Genomic DNA, 16,947 nt, shown 5'->3' on the forward strand with positions numbered 1-16,947 from the left:
CCTAGCCCGCGGAGCGCTCGTGGTCGGCGATGAACTGCCGCACCGGCGCGAGCTCGTCGTGCACGACCTGACGCATCAGCTCCTCGAGTGTCGACACGTCGTTCGCGCTCGCCTGTTCCACCCAGCGGCGCATCAGCGCGGTCGGCTTGACGCCCTCGTCCGCGGCACGTGCGCGCACGCGGTCGAGAACGCTCTTCGGGAGCCGGAGCGAGGTGGTGATCATCGGGTCCGGATCGACCGTCTCGTCGAGCTCCGCGTGCTCGAGCTCGCTCGACAGGTCCGTGGTGTCGTAGTGCTCGGCCAGCTTCGTCAGGTCCTTCTCGCGCAACGCCCTCACCTCGCCTTCCTGCGGAACAGAACACGTTCCTTGCTCGTCATACCGCGCGCCGTGACGACGAACGTCGTGTGGCCGTCGCTGTCGTCGGCCAGCACGACCACCAAATGCCGGCCTGCGTTCGTCGTGCCGAAGATCAGGGTCGTGTCCTCTCTGCCGCGGGTGATCCACCGCGGCCTCGTGTAGGCGACTTCCTCCACCTCCGCCGGCGTGACACCGTGGCGGGCGATGTGTTCCTCGGACCACTCGGTCCATCGCAGTTCCCGCACTGGTCGGACCCTAGTGTATTGCGTTGCATTGCGTTGCGCCAGGGTCTGGGTCCAAACGAACGGGCCGCCCACCTGGAAGGTGAGCGGCCCGTTGGCGTTGAGCGGGTGACTAGCTGCGGACCATCTTGCGCAGCACGTACTGCATGATGCCGCCGTTGCGGTAGTAGTCGGCCTCACCGGGGGTGTCGATGCGGACGACCGCGTCGAACTCCACCTTCGAGCCATCACCCTTGGTTGCCACCACGTGCACGGTGGACGGGGTCGAGCCGGAGTTCAGCTCGGTGATCCCGGTGAAGTCGAACGTCTCGGTACCGTCCAGGCCCAGCGAGGCGGCCGAGCCACCCGCGGGGAACTGCAGCGGCAGCACGCCCATACCGATCAGGTTCGACCGGTGGATGCGCTCGAACGACTCGGCGATCACGGCCCGCACACCCAGCAGCGAGGTGCCCTTGGCCGCCCAGTCGCGCGACGAACCGGAGCCGTACTCCTTGCCCGCCAGCACGACCAGCGGAACGCCCGCCGCAGCGTAGGCGACCGACGCGTCGTAGATCGTGGTCTGCGGCGCACCGTCGACCAGGAAGTTGCGCGTGAAGCCACCCTGCACGTCGTCCAGCAGCAGGTTGCGCAGCCGGATGTTCGCGAACGTGCCGCGGATCATCACCTCGTGGTTGCCGCGACGCGAGCCATAGGAGTTGAAGTCCTTGCGCTCGACGCCGTGCTCCGTCAGGTACTTGCCCGCGGGCGAGTCGGCCTTGATCGAACCGGCGGGGGAGATGTGGTCCGTCGTGACGGAGTCGCCCAGCAGGGCGAGCACGCGGGCACCGGAGATCTCGGTGACCGGAGCGGGCTCCATCTCCATGCCCTCGAAGTACGGGGGCTTGCGGACGTACGTGGACTGAGCGTCCCAGTCGAACGTGTTGCCGGTCGGCGTCGGCAGGGACTGCCAGCGCTGGTCACCCGCGAACACGTCGGTGTAGCCCTTGGTGAAGCCCTCCGGCGAGATCGACGACGCGATCACCTCGGCGATCTCCGACGGCGACGGCCAGATCTCCGAGAGGTAGACCGGCTTGCCTTCCGAGTCGGTACCGAGCGGCTCGGTGGTGATGTCCTTGTCCATCGAACCGGCCAGCGCGTACGCGACCACGAGCGGCGGCGACGCGAGGTAGTTCATCTTGATGTCCGGGTTGATCCGGCCCTCGAAGTTGCGGTTGCCGGACAGCACCGAGACGACCGCCAGGTCGCCCTGCTGCACGCCCGCGGAGATCTCCTCCTGCAGCGGGCCCGAGTTGCCGATGCACGTGGTGCAGCCGTAGCCGACCAGGTGGAAGCCGAGCTTCTCCAGGTACGGCATGAGGCCGGCGCGCTCGTAGTAGTCCATGACGACCTTGGAGCCGGGCGCCAGGGTCGTCTTGACCCACGGCTTGCGCTCCAGGCCGCGTTCGACGGCCTTCTTCGCGAGCAGCGCGGCGCCGAGCATCACGGACGGGTTCGAGGTGTTGGTGCACGACGTGATCGCGGCGATCGCGACGGCGCCGTGGTCCAGCTCGAACTCGTTGCCGTCGACGGTCACCTTGACCGGGTTGGACGGACGGCCCTCGGAGCCCTCGGCGGCGGTCTGCACGCGCGGCTTGCCGGTGCCGTTCTCACCGATGTGGACGGCGACCGGGTCGCTGGCCGGGAACGTCTCGTCGACGGCCTCGTCCACACCGGACAGCTCGTCGGACTCGACGTGCGCGACGTAATCCTTCAGCGCGGCGCGGAACGCGCCCTTGGCGTTGGTCAGCTCGATGCGGTCCTGCGGGCGCTTCGGGCCGGCGATCGACGGGACGATCGTCGCCAGATCCAGCTCGAGGGTCTCGGAGTAGACGGCCTCGCGCGACGGGTCGTGCCAGAGGCCCTGTTCCTTGGCGTAGGCCTCGACCAGCGCGATCTGCTCGGCCGAACGGCCGGTCAGGCGCAGGTAGTCGATGGTCTCGGAGTCGATCGGGAAGATGCCGACCGTGGAGCCGAACTCCGGCGACATGTTGCCGATCGTGGCGCGGTTGGCCAGCGGCACGGCGCCGACGCCCTCGCCGTAGAACTCGACGAACTTGCCGACCACGCCGTGCTTGCGCAGCATCTCGGTGATCGTGAGGACGAGGTCGGTCGCGGTGGCGCCGGCCGGCAGCTCACCGGACAGCTTGAAGCCGACCACGCGCGGGATGAGCATCGAGACGGGCTGGCCGAGCATCGCGGCCTCGGCCTCGATGCCGCCGACGCCCCAGCCCAGCACGCCGATGCCGTTGACCATCGTGGTGTGCGAGTCGGTGCCGACCAGCGTGTCCGGGTACGCCTGGCCGTTGCGGACCATGACGACGCGGGCCAGGTGCTCGATGTTGACCTGGTGCACGATGCCCGTGCCGGGCGGGACGACCTTGAACTCGTCGAACGCCGTCTGGCCCCAGCGCAGGAACTGGTAGCGCTCCTTGTTGCGCTCGTACTCCAGGTCGACGTTCAGCTCGAACGCGTCCGGGCGGCCGAAGATGTCGGCGATGACCGAGTGGTCGATGACGAGCTCGGCGGGCGCGAGCGGGTTGACCTTGGCGGGGTCGCCACCGAGCTGGGTGACGGCCTCTCGCATGGTGGCAAGGTCGACGACGCACGGGACACCGGTGAAGTCCTGCATCACCACGCGGGCCGGGGTGAACTGGATCTCGGTGTTGGGCTCCGCGCTCGGGTCCCAGCCGGCGAGGGCGCGCACGTGGTCGGCGGTGATGTTCGCGCCGTCCTCGGTCCGCAGCAGGTTCTCCAGCAGGATCTTCAGGCTGAACGGCAGTCGCTCCGCGCCCTCCACGGCGCTCAGCCGGAACACCTCGTACGAGGCGTCGCCGACCGTGAGCGTCCCGCGGGCGCCGAAGCTGTCCTTACTCGCTGGTGCAGTCACGTGGGAACTCCATCTGGACAGCGCTGGTCAGTTCGGGAACAGGAGCGATCCTTCCGCACGCCTGGCGCACGTGCAGCGTCGCCCTCCTGCTCCCAAACAGTACGCGTGTCCTGTATTCCGTTTCAACCCGGTTCAGGCGTGTCCGCCGCCACCTGAAGCGATCTTGGTGGCGGCGGACCACCGGGTTTCAGAAGCTTCCGTGCTCCCGCACGACGCGGCGGGCGGACGCGAAGAGCATGCCGATGTTGACCGACTTCGGGCACACGACGACCGCGACCACGTCCGCGTGGTGGTTGTTGCGGATGAACAGGTGGGTGAGGTTGCTGCTGTTGACGAGGATCTCCTGGAAGTAGTGCTCGGTGCTCGAGATGCCGCGCCGCTCCTTGAAGACGTCCTCGATCATCGTGACCGTGCGGCCCTGGAACAGGTCGAGCGTCGCGCCCGCGAGCAGGTCCATGACCTCGGCGGGGTGTGTCTCGGTCGTCTCGAACGACAGCAGCATCCCGGTGGCCATGTCGACGACGCCGGCGGCCACGCAGCCCTGCACCTCCTGGCGCAGGTACTTGACCATGACCGACACCTGATCCGACATTCCTCGCTGGTTCGCCAACTTGTTCACTTTCCTCATCTATTTCAGTTCAGGCGGCGGTGAGAATCGAGCTGATTCGTTCGATCGCGGGTTGGGTCTCCTGGTGCAGGTGGGTGACGTTGAGCCCTTCGTCGCCCACCACGACCATCAGTGCCAGCGATCCGACGGCGTATACGGCGATGCAGCCGCTGCTGCTGTACGTGACGGTTTGCCGGAATGCGCCGAGACCGATCGCGGCCGTGGATCTGCGGGCGAGGCCGAGATCCGCGGCCGCGAGCGCGGAAATTCCTTCCGGATCGATGTCCGGCGACGTGTCCGCCAATATCAGCAAACCGTCGTTGGCGGCCACGATCGTGTTCGTTATGCCGGCTACCCGGTCACGCAATGCGTGCAACTCGGCGGCCAGCGCGTCCTGGTTCAATTTGGTTCCCTCCAAATTCCGTTGAGCAGGCGCGGTAACAGGCTTCGGACGAGCGACCGGGGCAGCGGCACGCCCGTCGAATCGGTTTCGCGCACGGGTGGGGGCTCCTCCGGCGCGGGTGTCACGCGCGGGCGGAGCGGGACGTCGCGCAGGGCCCGCGTGACGGTGACGGAGGTGCCGTCGGTGTGGGTGACGACGATGAGCAGCCCCTCGCCGAGCATGCGCGACACCTCGACGGTGACCGGGAAAAGGCCGCGGCCGGCGGCGAACGCGATGTCGCGGGCGCTGCTGCGGCCGGTGGCGTGCTGCAGGATCTCGCGGCGGGACTCGGTGAGGGTTTCCTCTTGCGGGTCAGCTGATTCCGCGGGCGCGACGCGGTCGAGATGCGGCGAGACCGCGACGGGCAGCGAGCGCAGCGAGACCAGCCTGCGGGAGGTCTCCTGCAGCAGCCGGACCGGATCGACGCCGGGCGTCATCGGCAGCGGGACGTCGACCGGCCGGTCCAGCCGGCAGTCCACGATCTCGCCCGTGACGATCGCGAACACGGCGTCGTGCGCGGCCATCATCGCGACGACCTGGAGCTCGGTCGAGCCGACGGCGCCGCGCGCCACGAGCTCGGACTGACGGGCCCAATCGGATTTGCTGATTCGGCCCGAGCGCAACAACAAAGCGTCAGGTGCGGGTGACCCTGCGCTATAAACGGAGATGACGATGCCATTGCGCAGGTGGAACAGACCGCCGGGATTACCGACCACGTGCAGCGTGGCCGTGACCCCGGCGGTCTGCCGTCCGGTCAAAACGCCCGCGAGCAGGTCGAAGGAGATCTGGTTGTCGCTTCTCAGCGGGAGCTCCCGAGTTCGTCAATTGGACGTGTGCCTCATCGACGGCCCAGCCACCCGCGTTACGCAACTATTCAGTTCCGGCGAACATCACACGTTCGAGTGAAATGGCTTCGTCATTTCGCCCAGTCGGGGTATGAAAGCGCATTTCGCTGAATGCCGATCCAGCGCCTCGTGGTGAACTCGTCGAGATCCACATCATCGGCGTCGGTCGGTCGCGGGCCCGCATCATTGACGTGAACGTTCTTCGAGAAAACGCGCTGTGCGAATGCCAGCCCACGCATCGGATCACCCGTGTACACGGCGTTGACGAGCGCCTGGCAGCGGTTGACCAGTGCCAGCGCCTCCTCCTCGGTGTCCACCACGGTCACCGGCGCCACCGGTCCGAAGATCTCCTCGGTGAAGGCGGGCATGTCCGGTGTGACCTCGGTCAGCACCGTCGGCTGGTAGAACAGCCCGTCGTAGGTGCCGCCGGTGACCAGGTGCGCGCCGGCGTCGATCGACGGCCGGACGATCTTCTCGTGCACGCGGTCGCGTTGCACCGCGCTGATCAGCGGGCCCAGGTGCACGTCGGTTCGCATCGGGTCGCCGACCACGATCTGCCGCGCCCGCCGCGTCAGTGCCGCGACGTAGGCCTCGGCGACGTCGCGATGCACGATGTGGCGCGACGACGTGATGCACGTCTGGCCCTGGAAGTCGAACGACGACCAGGCGCCGCACGTCGCGGCAGCCTCGACATCGGCGTCGTCGAGCACCACGAAGGCGTTGTCGCCGCCCAGTTCCAGCGAAGTCCGGCGCAACGTGCGCGACGCGATCCCGGCGACCCGCACGCCGATCTCGTTCGACCCGGTGAAGTGCACCAGCGCGACGTCCGGGTGCGCCGCGAGCGGTTCACCCGCGTCGGGGCCGAGTCCGGTGACGACGTTGAAGACACCCGGCGGCAGGCCCGCCTCGTGGCACACCTCGGCGAGCAGCTGCCCACCCGCGATCGGCGTGAGCTCGGCGGGCTTGAGTACGACCGCGTTGCCGGTCGCCAGCGCCGGGGCCATCGCGCGCATCGCCAGCACCAGCGGGAAGTTCCACGGCGTGATCACGCCGACGACGCCCAGCGGGATGCGCTCGAGCAGGGCGAGCTTGCCGGGCTTGGGGGAGGGCTGCACGTCGCCGCGGGCCATCGCCGCGAGCGACGCGGAGATGTTCAACCTGGAGAGTGCGGCGCCGACCTCGCCACGCGCTTTCGTCGCCACCCCACCGGTTTCGCGCATCAGCAGCTCGGTGAACTCGTCGGCGCGCGCCTCGATGCGCCGGGCGATCTCGCGAACGAGGCCCGCGCGTTCGGCGGGCAGCAGTGCAGCCCACGCCGGTTGCGCGGCCACGGCGGCGGCCACGGCGAGGCGCACGTCCTTCTCGTCACCGAGCGCGTAGGAACCGATCTCGGCATTCGTGGCCTTCTCCTCGACCACACCTGTCGCACCGCTCGCGGATACCACAAAATCGCCGTCGATGTAATGCCTGCCGTTCGATATGCGCATCATGAATCCCGATCTTGACATCCCGGATCAGCGGGGAGTAGGACCTCGGTGTCCTGTGCATGGTAAGCGCTTACCTGGTGATTCGGGGCCTGTATGAATCTTGGTATCGGTAAAATGCGAGTGGTGCTCGTTGCGGCTGTGTTCGCGATTGCGGCATGCGGCAACGGTGCATCATCCAGTGATGGGACGACCCTGACGTGGTGGGATTACTTCGGCTACTCGCCGGCGTCCGACCATGCGGTGAACGATCTCATCAAGCGTTATCAGGACTCGCATGCCGGTGTCACGATCAAACGCACTCCGATCGGATTCGCGGACTTCCACGCGAAGATCGTGCAGGCCGCCGCGTCCGGGACGTTCCCGGACATCGCGGTGATCGACACGCCGGACGTGCCGCTGCTCGCGAGCCAGAACGCGATCGGCGACCTGTCGGCGAGGTTCACCTCGTGGCCCGACAAGGACAAGTACCTCGCACCTGTCCGCGACGGCATGAAGTACCAGGACAAGTTCTACGGCGTTCCGTTGCGCAGCAACACGACCGCGCTGCTCTACAACGCCGACCACTTCGCTCAGGCCGGCATCACCGCGCCCCCGAAGACGTGGGCGGAGCTGCGCTCCACGGCGAAGGCGCTGACGACCGCGGACCATTCCGGTCTGTGTTTCGCCGCCGCCGCGAACGAGCAGCTGACGTTCAACTTCCTGCCGCTGGTGTGGCAGGCGGGCGGTGATGTCGCCACCATCGGCGACCAGGCCAGCCTCGACGCGCTGGCCTTCGTGAAGGCGCTTGTCAACGAGGACAAGAGCGTGCCGAAGTCCGTGCTGCAGTGGGGTCATTCGGACGTTGAGAAGGAGTTCGGCGCGGGGCACTGCGCCATGATGATCAACGGTCCGTGGACCATTCCCTCGGTCGCGAAGGCCGGTTTCGCCTGGGCGGCGGCACCGCTGCCCGCGGGCGCCAAGGGGCCCGCCTCGCCGCTCGGCGGTGAGGCCTGGGTGATCGGCGCCAAATCCAAGAACGCCGACAAGGCATGGGATGTGCTGGCGTGGCTGGCGGATCCGAAGAACAGCGCCAAGGAGATCGGCGGCGGCCTGGGCTCCATCCCGAACCGTGAGGACACGCTGAAGGATCCGGCGTGGAAGTGGAACACCGCGGTCGACGCGTTCGCCGAGCAGATGCCGGCGGCGCGCGCCCGCAGTGTTTACGGGCCGAAGTATCCGCAGCTCTCCGAAGCGATCTGGACGATGGCGCAACAGGTCATGACCGGCGAAAGGGAACCGCAACAGGCCGCGGACGCGGCAAAGGCGAAGATTCAACCTCTTCTCGGAAACGGAAAGTAACCGGCTGCTCCGTTCGTGTCCAAACTTGACACGGCCGGTTCCATCCGAGTAGGAATCGACGGCACCACTCTGGAAAGCGCTTGCCAGGCTTTATCAATGCGCCGCCGCCGAGGCTGTTGGGATGGGTATGACCTCCAAATCCAGAAAAGGTTTCAAGGCGTTCTCCTTAGCCATGGCCGCGATCACCGCGGCCGGCTGCGCCACTGGCAGCGCGGAGGACAGAACGTCTGCCACCGAAAGTGTGACGGTGACCTGGTGGGACTACTTCGGCTACTCGCCCGGTTCGAACCTGGCGGTGGACACGCTGATCAACCGCTACCAGGACGCGCATCCGAACGTGCGGATCCAGCGCACCGCGATCCCGTTTCCGGAGTTCCACACGAAGATCGTCGAAGCGGCGGGCGCGGGCAAGCTCCCGGACATCGCGGTGATCGACACGCCGGACGTGCCGCTGCTCGCCAGTCAGGGCGCGCTGGCCGACCTGACCGACCGGTACAAGGGGTGGGAGAAGAGCAACCAGTTCCTCGAGCCGGTGCTGGAGAGCATCAACCACGGCGACCGGCTGTACGGCGTTCCGTTGCGCAGCAACACGACCGCGCTGATCTACAACAAGAACGTGCTCGCGGCCGCGCCCACGACCTGGCAGGAGCTGAGGTCGAGCGCGAAGACCACGACGAAGGACGGCCGGTACGGCCTGTGCTTCGCGGCGGGCGCGAACGAGGCGCTGACGTTCAACTTCCTGCCCTTCGTCTGGCAGGCGGGCGGTGACGTGGACACGATCGGCGACGCGCCGGCGGTCGAGGCGCTGACCTACGTGAACGACCTGTTCAACGTCGACAGGAGCGTGCCCGAGGCGGCGCTGAACTGGACGCACTCCGACGTCGAGAAGGAGTTCACCGCGGGCCGGTGCGCGATGATGATCAACGGCCCGTGGGTGCTGCCGGGTATGGCGAAGGTGCAGTTCCAGTGGGGTACCGCGCCACTGCCCGCGGGCGCGAAGGGCGTGGTGTCGCCGCTCGGCGGTGAGGCCTGGGTGGTCGGCGCCAGGAGCCCGCACGCGGATGTGGCGTGGGACGTGCTCACCTGGCTGGCGGAGTCGAGGAACAGCGCGCACGAGATCGGCGGCGGGCTCGGCGCGATCCCGAACCGCAACGACACGCTGAACGACCCGGTGTGGAAGTGGGGTCCGGGCGTCGGCGCGTACATCAGCGAGATGCTGACCACGCGGTCGCGAAGCCGGTACGGCCCCAAGTACGCCAAGGTGTCCGAGGCGATCTGGACGATGACGCAGCAGGTCGTGAAGAAGGAGAAGAGGCCCCAGGCGGCGGCCGCGGAGGCGCAGGCCAAGATCACCCCGCTGCTCCCGGCAGGCTGATGCGCAGGCTCACCCCGTACCTGTTCGTACTCCCGGCCGTGCTGTTCCTCGCGGCACTGCTGGTCTACCCGGTCGTGCTGAACGTGCTGATGTCCTTTCAGGACGTCAGCGCGGGCACCCTGCTCGGCGGCGCGCCCTGGGTGGGTTTCGAGAACTACCGCGCGGCCTTCGCGGACGAGGTGTTCGGCAATGTCGTATGGCATTCGACCATGTACGCCGTGGTGTCGGTGGCCGTGCAGCTCGTCGCCGGGTTGGGACTGGCGCTGTTCTACGCCCAGTCTTTTCCCGGCGCACGGGCGCTGCGCTCGCTCTACATGATCGTGTACGCGATCCCGGTCGTAGTGTCCGCGGAACTGTTCCGCTGGCTGCTCGACGGGCGTTCGGGTTTCGTGAACTGGGTGCTCGGCCTGCGTGACGTCTACTGGCTCGCGGACACCTCGCTGGCGTTCCCGGCCGTGATCGGAATCCAGGTGTGGCTGGGCATCCCGTTCGTCATTGTGTCGCTGACCGCCGGGCTCGTGGCGATCCCGCGGGAGTTCGGCGAGGCGGCGCTGATCGACGGAGCCTCGGCGTGGCAACGTTTCCGGTGGGTGACCTGGCCGTTGCTACGGCCGACGGTTTTGGCGACGGCGGTGCTCAGCACGATCTTCACGCTGAAGAGCTTCGACCTGGTGTGGATCGCGACGCAGGGCGGGCCGGCCGGTGCGTCGGAGATCCTGCCGACCCTGGCCTACCGGCTGGTGTTCACGTCGTTCCTGTTCGGCAAGGGCGCCGCGATCATGAACCTGATCTTCTTCGTGCTACTCCTGTTGTCCCTGCTGTATTTGCGCACGGATCGGTCGCCGCGATGAGGCGATTTCTCGGCGTTGCCTTCGTCGTCGTGTACCTGTTCCCGGTCTACTGGATGGTGTCCGCGTCGGTGAAACGGCCGGCCGACCTGGCGTCGGTGCAACTGGTGCCGCACTCGCCTTCGTTCGACACGTGGACTTCCCGGATCCTCTCCGACCCGCGGGTGCTGCGGTACGTGCTGAACAGCGTGATCGTCGCCTCCGGGACGATGGTCCTGACTCTCGCTTTGGGGATCCCCGCGGCCTACGCGTTGGCGCGGTTGCCGTTGCGCGGCAAGCCCGTGCTGATGCTGATGATGTTGTCGAGCCTGATGTTCCCGGCGATCATGCTGGCGACGCCGTTGTTCGTGGTGTTCTCCCGGCTGGGCCTCACGGACTCGTATCTCGGGTTGATCTTGGCCGATACGACGTTGGCGCTGCCTTACTCGATCGTGCTGCTGCGGCCCGCGTTCGCCGCCGTGCCGCGGGAGTTCGGCGAGGCCGCGTTGATCGACGGGTGCTCGGCTTTCGGGGTGTTCTGGCGGATCGTCGTGCCGCTGGTGCTGCCGGGAATCGCGACCGTGGCGGTGCTAGCGTTCCTGTGGGGATGGGGCGACCTGGTGTTCGCGCTGACCCTGGCGTCCGAGGACTCGATGCGGCCGGTGACGACCGGGCTGTGGGGATTCTTCGGTGCGACGACCAGCGACTGGGCGGGGGCGATGGCGTTCTCGACGGTCGCGATGCTGCCGCCGCTGGTGGTGTTCCTGGTGTCGCAGCGGCTGGTGATCAGTGGGGTGGCCGCGGGTGGTACCAAGGGCTGACTGCCACCACCGCGTTTCCGAAAAACCTTTGTCACCCACAAGTGGCGACCAGGGGCGGAGGCGGAGAATTGTCAGACCCTCGCGGTACGCTCTGAGCGCATAAGGAAGCGCGCGGGGGACAGCGGGCATTGGCTTCACGCGGGCGACCACGGATCAGTCCGGCGGGTGAGGTTACCGAGATGCCGAACCGCCACCGGCACCAGCGTGGCCGCGGCTATCTTGGATCTGGTGGAACTCGTCGAGGTCGGCAAGCGGTACGGCCGCGGGCCCTGGGTGTTGCGAGACCTGTCGTTGTCCGTGTCGGGCCTGGTGGTGCTGACCGGCGGCAACGGGTCCGGGAAGTCGACCCTGCTGCGGATCGTCGCGGGCATCACCGCACCCACCCGCGGCTCGGTCGTGGGCCGGCCGCGGTCGGTCGGGTACGTGCCGGAGCGGTTCCCGTCGGACGTGCGGATGTCGGCCCAGTCCTACCTGGGACACATGGGAGCGATCCGGGGACGCAAGGCGGACGTTCTGGAGCGCCTCGGGTTCCGGGGCGACCTGACAGCCCCGATGTCGGCGTTGTCCAAGGGCAACGCGCAGAAGGTCGCGATCGCCCAGGCCCTGGCGGCGACCGATCTGCTGGTACTCGACGAGCCGTTCACCGGCCTCGACACCACCGCAGCGACCGCGCTGGTGGAGCTGCTCAAGGACCGGACGGCGGTCGTCGCCGACCACGAGGGGCACCTGCCATCCGAGCAGGTGATCTCGCTGTCCGACGGGCACGTGGTGATCGAGCTCAGCCGGGTGTCCGGACTGGACGAATTGTCCGAATTGGACGGTGTGCGCGACGTGTCCGAGCGCGGGATCGGGGCCCGCGTGCTGGTCGAGCCCGCGCACAGTGACCGCGTGCTGGCCGAGGCGTTGCGGCTGGGCTGCTCGGTGCGGAGCGTGCGGTCATGATCGCGACAACGCGCTACCTCGCCATGGATGTCCTGCGCGGCCAGCGGTTTCTGGCGCCGGTGCTGGTGTACTGCGGCGTGCTGGGCATGTTGTTCCTGCACGGCGATGCCGGGCCGGCGTTGCAGGCGTACGCGGGGTCGTGCGCGTTGATCTACCCGGTGGCGGCGTGGCTCGCGGTGGTGATCGCGACGTCCGAGGACCCGGCGCGGCGGGAGATCACTGTCGTGACCGCGGGCGGGTGGCGACCCGTGTTGAGTGCGGTGGCACTGTTGTCGGTGCTGACGGTGATCGCCTTGTCGTTGCTGGCGACCCTGATGCCGCTCGTGACGAACCCGCATCCGTACTCCGTCGGATCGGTGCTGGCCGGGTTCGCGGGACACGTCGTGTGCGGGACCCTGGGCGCGTCGGTGGGCCTGTTGTTCGCGCGGCCGGTGTTGCGGACGATCGGGCGGACCGTGCTGGTGGTGTTCGCGGTCATCGTGCTGACGTACCCGCTGGGCAAGCGCACGCCGTTCGGCTGGGTGCTCGACATGCTGGGGACCGAAACCGTGAACGTCACTCTGCTCTGGTCGGGCATGATTGCCGCCGTGATGATCGTGGGCGCGGTGGCGCTGGGGCTGCGCGCGGCCCGGCGATGAAGATCGGGTTGCTCGGGCCGCTGCTCGTTGAGAACGACGGTGCAGTCGTAACCGTGAGCGGAAAACGCCTGCGGTGGCTGCTGATCCGGCTCGCGATGGAGCCCGGACGAGTGGTGCCGGCCGAGCGGCTGATCGCCGACCTGTGGGGTGACGAGCCGCCCGGCGACGGCGCCGCGTCGCTGCAGTCGGCGGTTTCGCGGCTGCGCAAGGCGTTGCCCGCGAACGTGATCGTGTCCCAGCACCCCGGTTACTACCTCGACGTGCCGCCGGAGAACGTCGACGTGCACCGGTTCGAGCGGACGCTGGATCCCGCGCTGTGGCGCGGTGAACCGTTCGAAGGCGCCCCGTTCGCCAGACAAGCCGCCGCGCGGCTGAGCGAGCTGCGCCGCGACGTCGTGGGACTCGAGCAGCTCGCGGCCGAGAACCCGCTGCGGGAGGACCTGCAGGCGCGGCTCATGTTGACGCTGCACGAGTCGGGGCGCCGGTCGGACGCGCTCGCGGTGTACGAGCGGACGCGTGAGGCGTTGAGCGAGGAGCTCGGCGTCTCGCCGGGGGCCGAGCTGGCCGAGGCGCACCTGACCGTGTTGCGCACGGAACCCCAGCGCCGCAAGGGAAACCTGCCCGCGCCCGTCAGCTCGTTCATCGGTCGAACCGACGATGTCGAACGGGTTTCGACAATGCTGAACAACCATCGGCTGGTCACACTGACCGGTTTCGGTGGCGTTGGCAAGACGCGTCTCGCGCTCGAGTACGCGGCCGATGCGGGCGAAGCCTGGCTGGTGGAGCTGGACTCGGCGTCCGATCCCGAGGCCGCGCTGGACGCCGCGCTCGGCCCGAACCCGCTGGGCGTGGACCCGTTGTCGCGGCTGGGGGAGTGCCTGGTCGTGCTCGACAACTGCGAGCACGTCGTCGAGACGGCCGCTGCGTTCTGTGCCCGGCTGCTGGCCGCGGCACCGGGTGTGCGCGTGCTGGCGACGTCACGGGAACCGCTCGGGATTCCCGGCGAGGTGGTGCACCCGGTGACGCCGTTGCCGGAGGAACAGGCGGTGGAGCTGTTCTCGGCACGGGTGGGCGGCTCGGTGGCGGGCGCCGAGCTGTTGTGCCGCGAGCTGGACGGCATCCCGCTCGCGCTGGAGCTGGCCGCCGCGCGGGCGCGGACGCTGACCATGACCGAGCTGACCTCGCGCCTCGACAGCCGGTTGCGGCTGCTCGACCGCGGCGTGCGCACGGGGCCGGCGCGGCACCGGACGTTGCGCGCGGTCATCGACTGGAGCTGGGAGCTCCTCTCGCCGGAGGAACGCGACTTCCTCGCCCGGCTGTCGGTGTTCGCCGGTAGCGCGACGGCGGAGGCCATCGCGATCGTCACCGGTGCCGGCGACCTGTGGGCCGCGCTCGACGTGCTGTCGGCGCTGGTGGACAAGTCGCTGGTGGTGCGGTCCGGCGACCGGTTCCGGCTGCTGGAGACCGTCCGCGAGTACGCCGCCGAACGGCTCACCGAGGCGGAACCGCGGTTCCTGCACGCCGTCCACTACAGCTCGCTCGCGGCGCGGCTGGAGCCGGTGCTGAGGTCGTCCGACCAGCTCTCGGCACTGGCGGTGTTCGAGGCCGAGCGGGCCAACCTCGACGCGGCGCTCGAGTTCCTGGTGTCGCGCAAGGACTTCCCGATCGCCGCCCGGCTTGTCGCCAACCGCGCGTGGCACTGGCTGGTGATCACTCGTCGCTTCGGGGAGATGCGGCGCTGGGCCGCGCGCATTCCGGGTGACCCGCTGTGCCTGGCGCTGTCCGGTGACATCAAGGCCGCCACCGAGCTGTGGGACACCGAGCGGCCCACCGCGCTGTGCGCGTTGCTGCTGACCAGCGGCGGTACGTGGGGGCAACAGGAGGTGGCGCCGAAGCTGTTCGACCTGGCGTTCCGGTTGGGCGACACGGACGACCCGTGGATGCGGGGCTTCTCGGCCCTGCTCCAGGGTGTGGTGGCGGGCGAGTTCAGCGCCGGTTCGGCGCACTACGCCGAGGAGATGTACGAGGACGCGCTGGACGCGTTCCGTGAGATCGGCGACCGCTGGGCCATCTCGTTCGCCCTGTCCTGCCTGGCGCTGGTGCTGATCAACCGTGGCGCGTTCGCCGAAGCTCTGTCCACTTTGGAGGAAGCTCGCACGATCGCCGCGTCGCTCGGCGAGGTGCTGGTGCCGATGTCGTTGCTGGTGCAGACGTCCCGGCTGCGCGCCCGGCTCGGCGACTTCGACGGCGCCCGCGCCGACCTGGACCGCGCGGGCGCGCCGGCCGACACGCTGGAACGGGCCCGCATGGCACAGGCCCGCGCCGACATCGCGTACTTCTCGGGCGACTTCGCCGCCGCGGAGTCGTTGTACCGCGCCACCCTGGCGGTCGAGGTGATGGAACAGGTCTACCAGTTCCGCTCGACCGTCCACACCGGACTTGCGCTGACCCTCACGCGCCTCGGCCGGCTCGACGAGGCGCGTGCCGCGCACACCGACGCGCTGAACGTCGTGTCGTCCTCGGCCGACGGGCCCGCGCGAGCCCTCGTGTGGGAGGGCTACGCGGACTGGCTCGGCGCCACCGGGGACTTCGCGGGTGCGTTGCGGGCGTTGGACAAAGCGGTCGAGCTACGCGGGGCGATCCCCAACAGCGACCCGGCGGTGGTCGCGCTGCGCGACCGGTGTCTGGCGGAAGTAGGTGTCGATGGCTGACTCGCCGATCGCGGCGATGTAGCCGTCGGGACGGACGAGGATCGGCCCGTCGGCCCGATCGAGCGTCGTGAAGTGCGGGCCCCGCAACAGGTCGAAGATCCGGCCGCTTTCGGTGAGCCCGTCCGGCATGCGGTCGCCCGCCCGCAGCCCCGGCGCGTCGTCCGTGCGGTAGCTGAGGTTGAGCTGCAACGTGTCGTCGTCGCGCTTCATCGACCGGCTCTGGTGCAGCCGGGTCGTGAGGCCGAGCAACCACTCGGCGACCGGCATGCGTTCGGTCTCGTAGGTGTCCAGGAGCGCGTCGAGGCCGAGCTTCCAGCCGAGGTTGTAGGCGTCCTGGATGCCGGTGTTCATGCCCTGCCCGCCCGCGGGTGAGTGCACGTGTGCGGCGTCGCCGGCGAGGAACACCCGGCCGACGCGGAACCGGTCCACCATGCGGATGTTGACCCGGTAGAGCGAGCTCCAGGTGACCTCCTCGATGACGATGTCGGAACGGCCGGTGCGAGCGTTCACGATCTCCTGGAAGTCGCCGTCGCCCGTGGCCTGGAACTGGTAGAGGTCCGTGCCGGGCAACGGGCACAGGCCCAGGAACCCGGTCTCGTCGCCCCAGCCGTGCCAGAACTCGCGGTCCAGCCCGGTCGCCCGCACGTCGCCGACGAGCATCCGCTGGTCCTCCCAGGTCTCGCCGACGAAGCCGACGCCCAGGTGCTTGCGCACGAAGCTCTTCCCGCCGTCGCACCCGACGAGGTGGCTCGCCCGGACGTCGGTGCCGTTGATGGTGGCGGTGACCCCGTGGTCGTCCTGGGTGAAGTCCGTCAGCGACATGCCGTACTCGACCTTGCCGCCCAACGAGGCGAGGCGGTCGCGGAGGATCTGCTCGACCCGGAACTGCGGGATGACCAACGTGCTGGCGTACGGCGTTTCCGGTGTCGGGTAATGGCCTTCGTGCATGTCGATCTCGCGCACGACCTCGTGGCCGCGGTAGTGCCGCATCCGGAGGTGGAACCGGCCGCTCGCCAGGATCTCGTCGATGACGCCGAGGTCGTCGAAGACCTCCATGCTGCGGGGCTGCAATCCCTTGCCGCGCGAGCCGTGGAACGGCTGCGGCGCGGCGTCGACGATGCGGAACGCGACGCCCCGGCGGGCGAGATCGACGGCGAGCGTGAGTCCGGTCGGCCCGGCCCCGATGATCAGTACCTGCGTGTCCATGCGCCCAGGCTGCCGGGCCGCCCTGTCATGCCCCTGCTACGTCCCTGTCACCAATGCTATGAAGGGAGCTTTCCAAGCGCTCAGCGCTTGCTGGTGTTTTAACCGGGAAGCTCCTGATCTTTGACATGGGCACGGCCACCGCTTGATCATTTTCGGGTTCCGTCCAAAGAACTCGATCATGA

General features: G+C 68.4%; 15 protein-coding genes. 7 read left to right on the forward strand and 8 right to left on the reverse strand.

Annotation, left to right across the window (positions count from 1 at the left end):
• Position 1 precedes the first annotated feature (1 nt).
• The 7 genes from QSK35_RS40465 to QSK35_RS40495 all read right to left on the reverse strand — a co-directional run bounded on the left by QSK35_RS40465 (position 2) and on the right by QSK35_RS40495 (position 6,910).
• Positions 2–337: a hypothetical protein gene (locus QSK35_RS40465; protein WP_285753427.1), complete on the reverse strand. Its 336-nt coding sequence runs from the start codon at positions 335–337 to the stop codon at positions 2–4.
• Positions 334–603 (reverse strand): BrnT family toxin, encoded by a 270-nt coding sequence (locus tag QSK35_RS40470; RefSeq protein WP_285753428.1) that lies wholly within the window; start codon positions 601–603, stop codon positions 334–336. Before QSK35_RS40470 ends, QSK35_RS40465 begins: the two co-directional genes overlap by 4 nt.
• A gap of 109 nt (positions 604–712) precedes the next feature.
• Positions 713–3,526 carry an aconitate hydratase gene (locus QSK35_RS40475; RefSeq protein ID WP_285753429.1) on the reverse strand — a complete coding sequence of 938 codons (2,814 nt, stop codon included), beginning with the start codon at positions 3,524–3,526 and terminating at the stop codon, positions 713–715.
• 187 nt (positions 3,527–3,713) lie between these two features.
• On the reverse strand, positions 3,714–4,145 hold the full coding sequence (locus tag QSK35_RS40480) for a hypothetical protein (protein ID WP_285753430.1): 432 nt from the start codon (positions 4,143–4,145) through the stop codon (positions 3,714–3,716).
• Between the two features lie 19 nt (positions 4,146–4,164).
• Positions 4,165–4,536, reverse strand: coding sequence for a roadblock/LC7 domain-containing protein (locus QSK35_RS40485; RefSeq protein WP_285753431.1), 372 nt, complete (start codon positions 4,534–4,536; stop codon positions 4,165–4,167).
• Entirely contained in the window at positions 4,533–5,333 is an 801-nt protein-coding gene (locus tag QSK35_RS40490; RefSeq protein WP_285753432.1) for a hypothetical protein, read from the reverse strand. Before QSK35_RS40490 ends, QSK35_RS40485 begins: the two co-directional genes overlap by 4 nt.
• A gap of 158 nt (positions 5,334–5,491) precedes the next feature.
• Positions 5,492–6,910, reverse strand: coding sequence for an aldehyde dehydrogenase family protein (locus QSK35_RS40495; RefSeq protein WP_285753433.1), 1,419 nt, complete (start codon positions 6,908–6,910; stop codon positions 5,492–5,494).
• Positions 6,911–7,030: 120 nt separating this feature from the next.
• Here QSK35_RS40495 and QSK35_RS40500 point away from each other — a divergent pair, with 120 nt between their 5' ends.
• The 7 genes from QSK35_RS40500 (at position 7,031) to QSK35_RS40530 (ending at position 15,559) form a co-directional block, all read left to right on the forward strand.
• Positions 7,031–8,245: an ABC transporter substrate-binding protein gene (locus QSK35_RS40500; RefSeq protein WP_285753434.1), complete on the forward strand. Its 1,215-nt coding sequence runs from the start codon at positions 7,031–7,033 to the stop codon at positions 8,243–8,245.
• A gap of 247 nt (positions 8,246–8,492) precedes the next feature.
• Positions 8,493–9,620, forward strand: coding sequence for an ABC transporter substrate-binding protein (locus tag QSK35_RS40505; RefSeq protein WP_285753435.1), 1,128 nt, complete (start codon positions 8,493–8,495; stop codon positions 9,618–9,620).
• A complete protein-coding gene (locus QSK35_RS40510) occupies positions 9,620–10,471 on the forward strand; it encodes a carbohydrate ABC transporter permease (RefSeq protein ID WP_285753436.1) in 852 nt (283 codons plus the stop codon). The genes QSK35_RS40505 and QSK35_RS40510 overlap by 1 nt, the downstream gene beginning before the upstream one ends.
• Positions 10,468–11,268, forward strand: coding sequence for a carbohydrate ABC transporter permease (locus tag QSK35_RS40515; protein ID WP_285753437.1), 801 nt, complete (start codon positions 10,468–10,470; stop codon positions 11,266–11,268). The genes QSK35_RS40510 and QSK35_RS40515 overlap by 4 nt, the downstream gene beginning before the upstream one ends.
• A 228-nt stretch (positions 11,269–11,496) precedes the next feature.
• Complete coding sequence (locus tag QSK35_RS40520) at positions 11,497–12,210, forward strand: ATP-binding cassette domain-containing protein (protein ID WP_285753438.1); 714 nt, start codon at positions 11,497–11,499, stop codon at positions 12,208–12,210.
• Complete coding sequence (locus tag QSK35_RS40525; RefSeq protein WP_285753439.1) at positions 12,207–12,848, forward strand: hypothetical protein; 642 nt, start codon at positions 12,207–12,209, stop codon at positions 12,846–12,848. Before QSK35_RS40520 ends, QSK35_RS40525 begins: the two co-directional genes overlap by 4 nt.
• Before the next feature lie 53 nt (positions 12,849–12,901).
• Positions 12,902–15,559 carry an AfsR/SARP family transcriptional regulator gene (locus tag QSK35_RS40530; protein ID WP_285753440.1) on the forward strand — a complete coding sequence of 886 codons (2,658 nt, stop codon included), beginning with the start codon at positions 12,902–12,904 and terminating at the stop codon, positions 15,557–15,559.
• Here QSK35_RS40530 and QSK35_RS40535 read toward each other — a convergent pair.
• Complete coding sequence (locus tag QSK35_RS40535) at positions 15,476–16,765, reverse strand: FAD-dependent monooxygenase (RefSeq protein ID WP_285753441.1); 1,290 nt, start codon at positions 16,763–16,765, stop codon at positions 15,476–15,478. The two genes, QSK35_RS40530 and QSK35_RS40535, sit on opposite strands and share 84 nt — an antisense overlap.
• Positions 16,766–16,947 lie beyond the last annotated feature (182 nt).

The sequence above is a fragment of the Lentzea sp. NBRC 105346 genome, assembly GCF_030269605.1.
GTDB lineage: Bacteria > Actinomycetota > Actinomycetes > Mycobacteriales > Pseudonocardiaceae > Lentzea.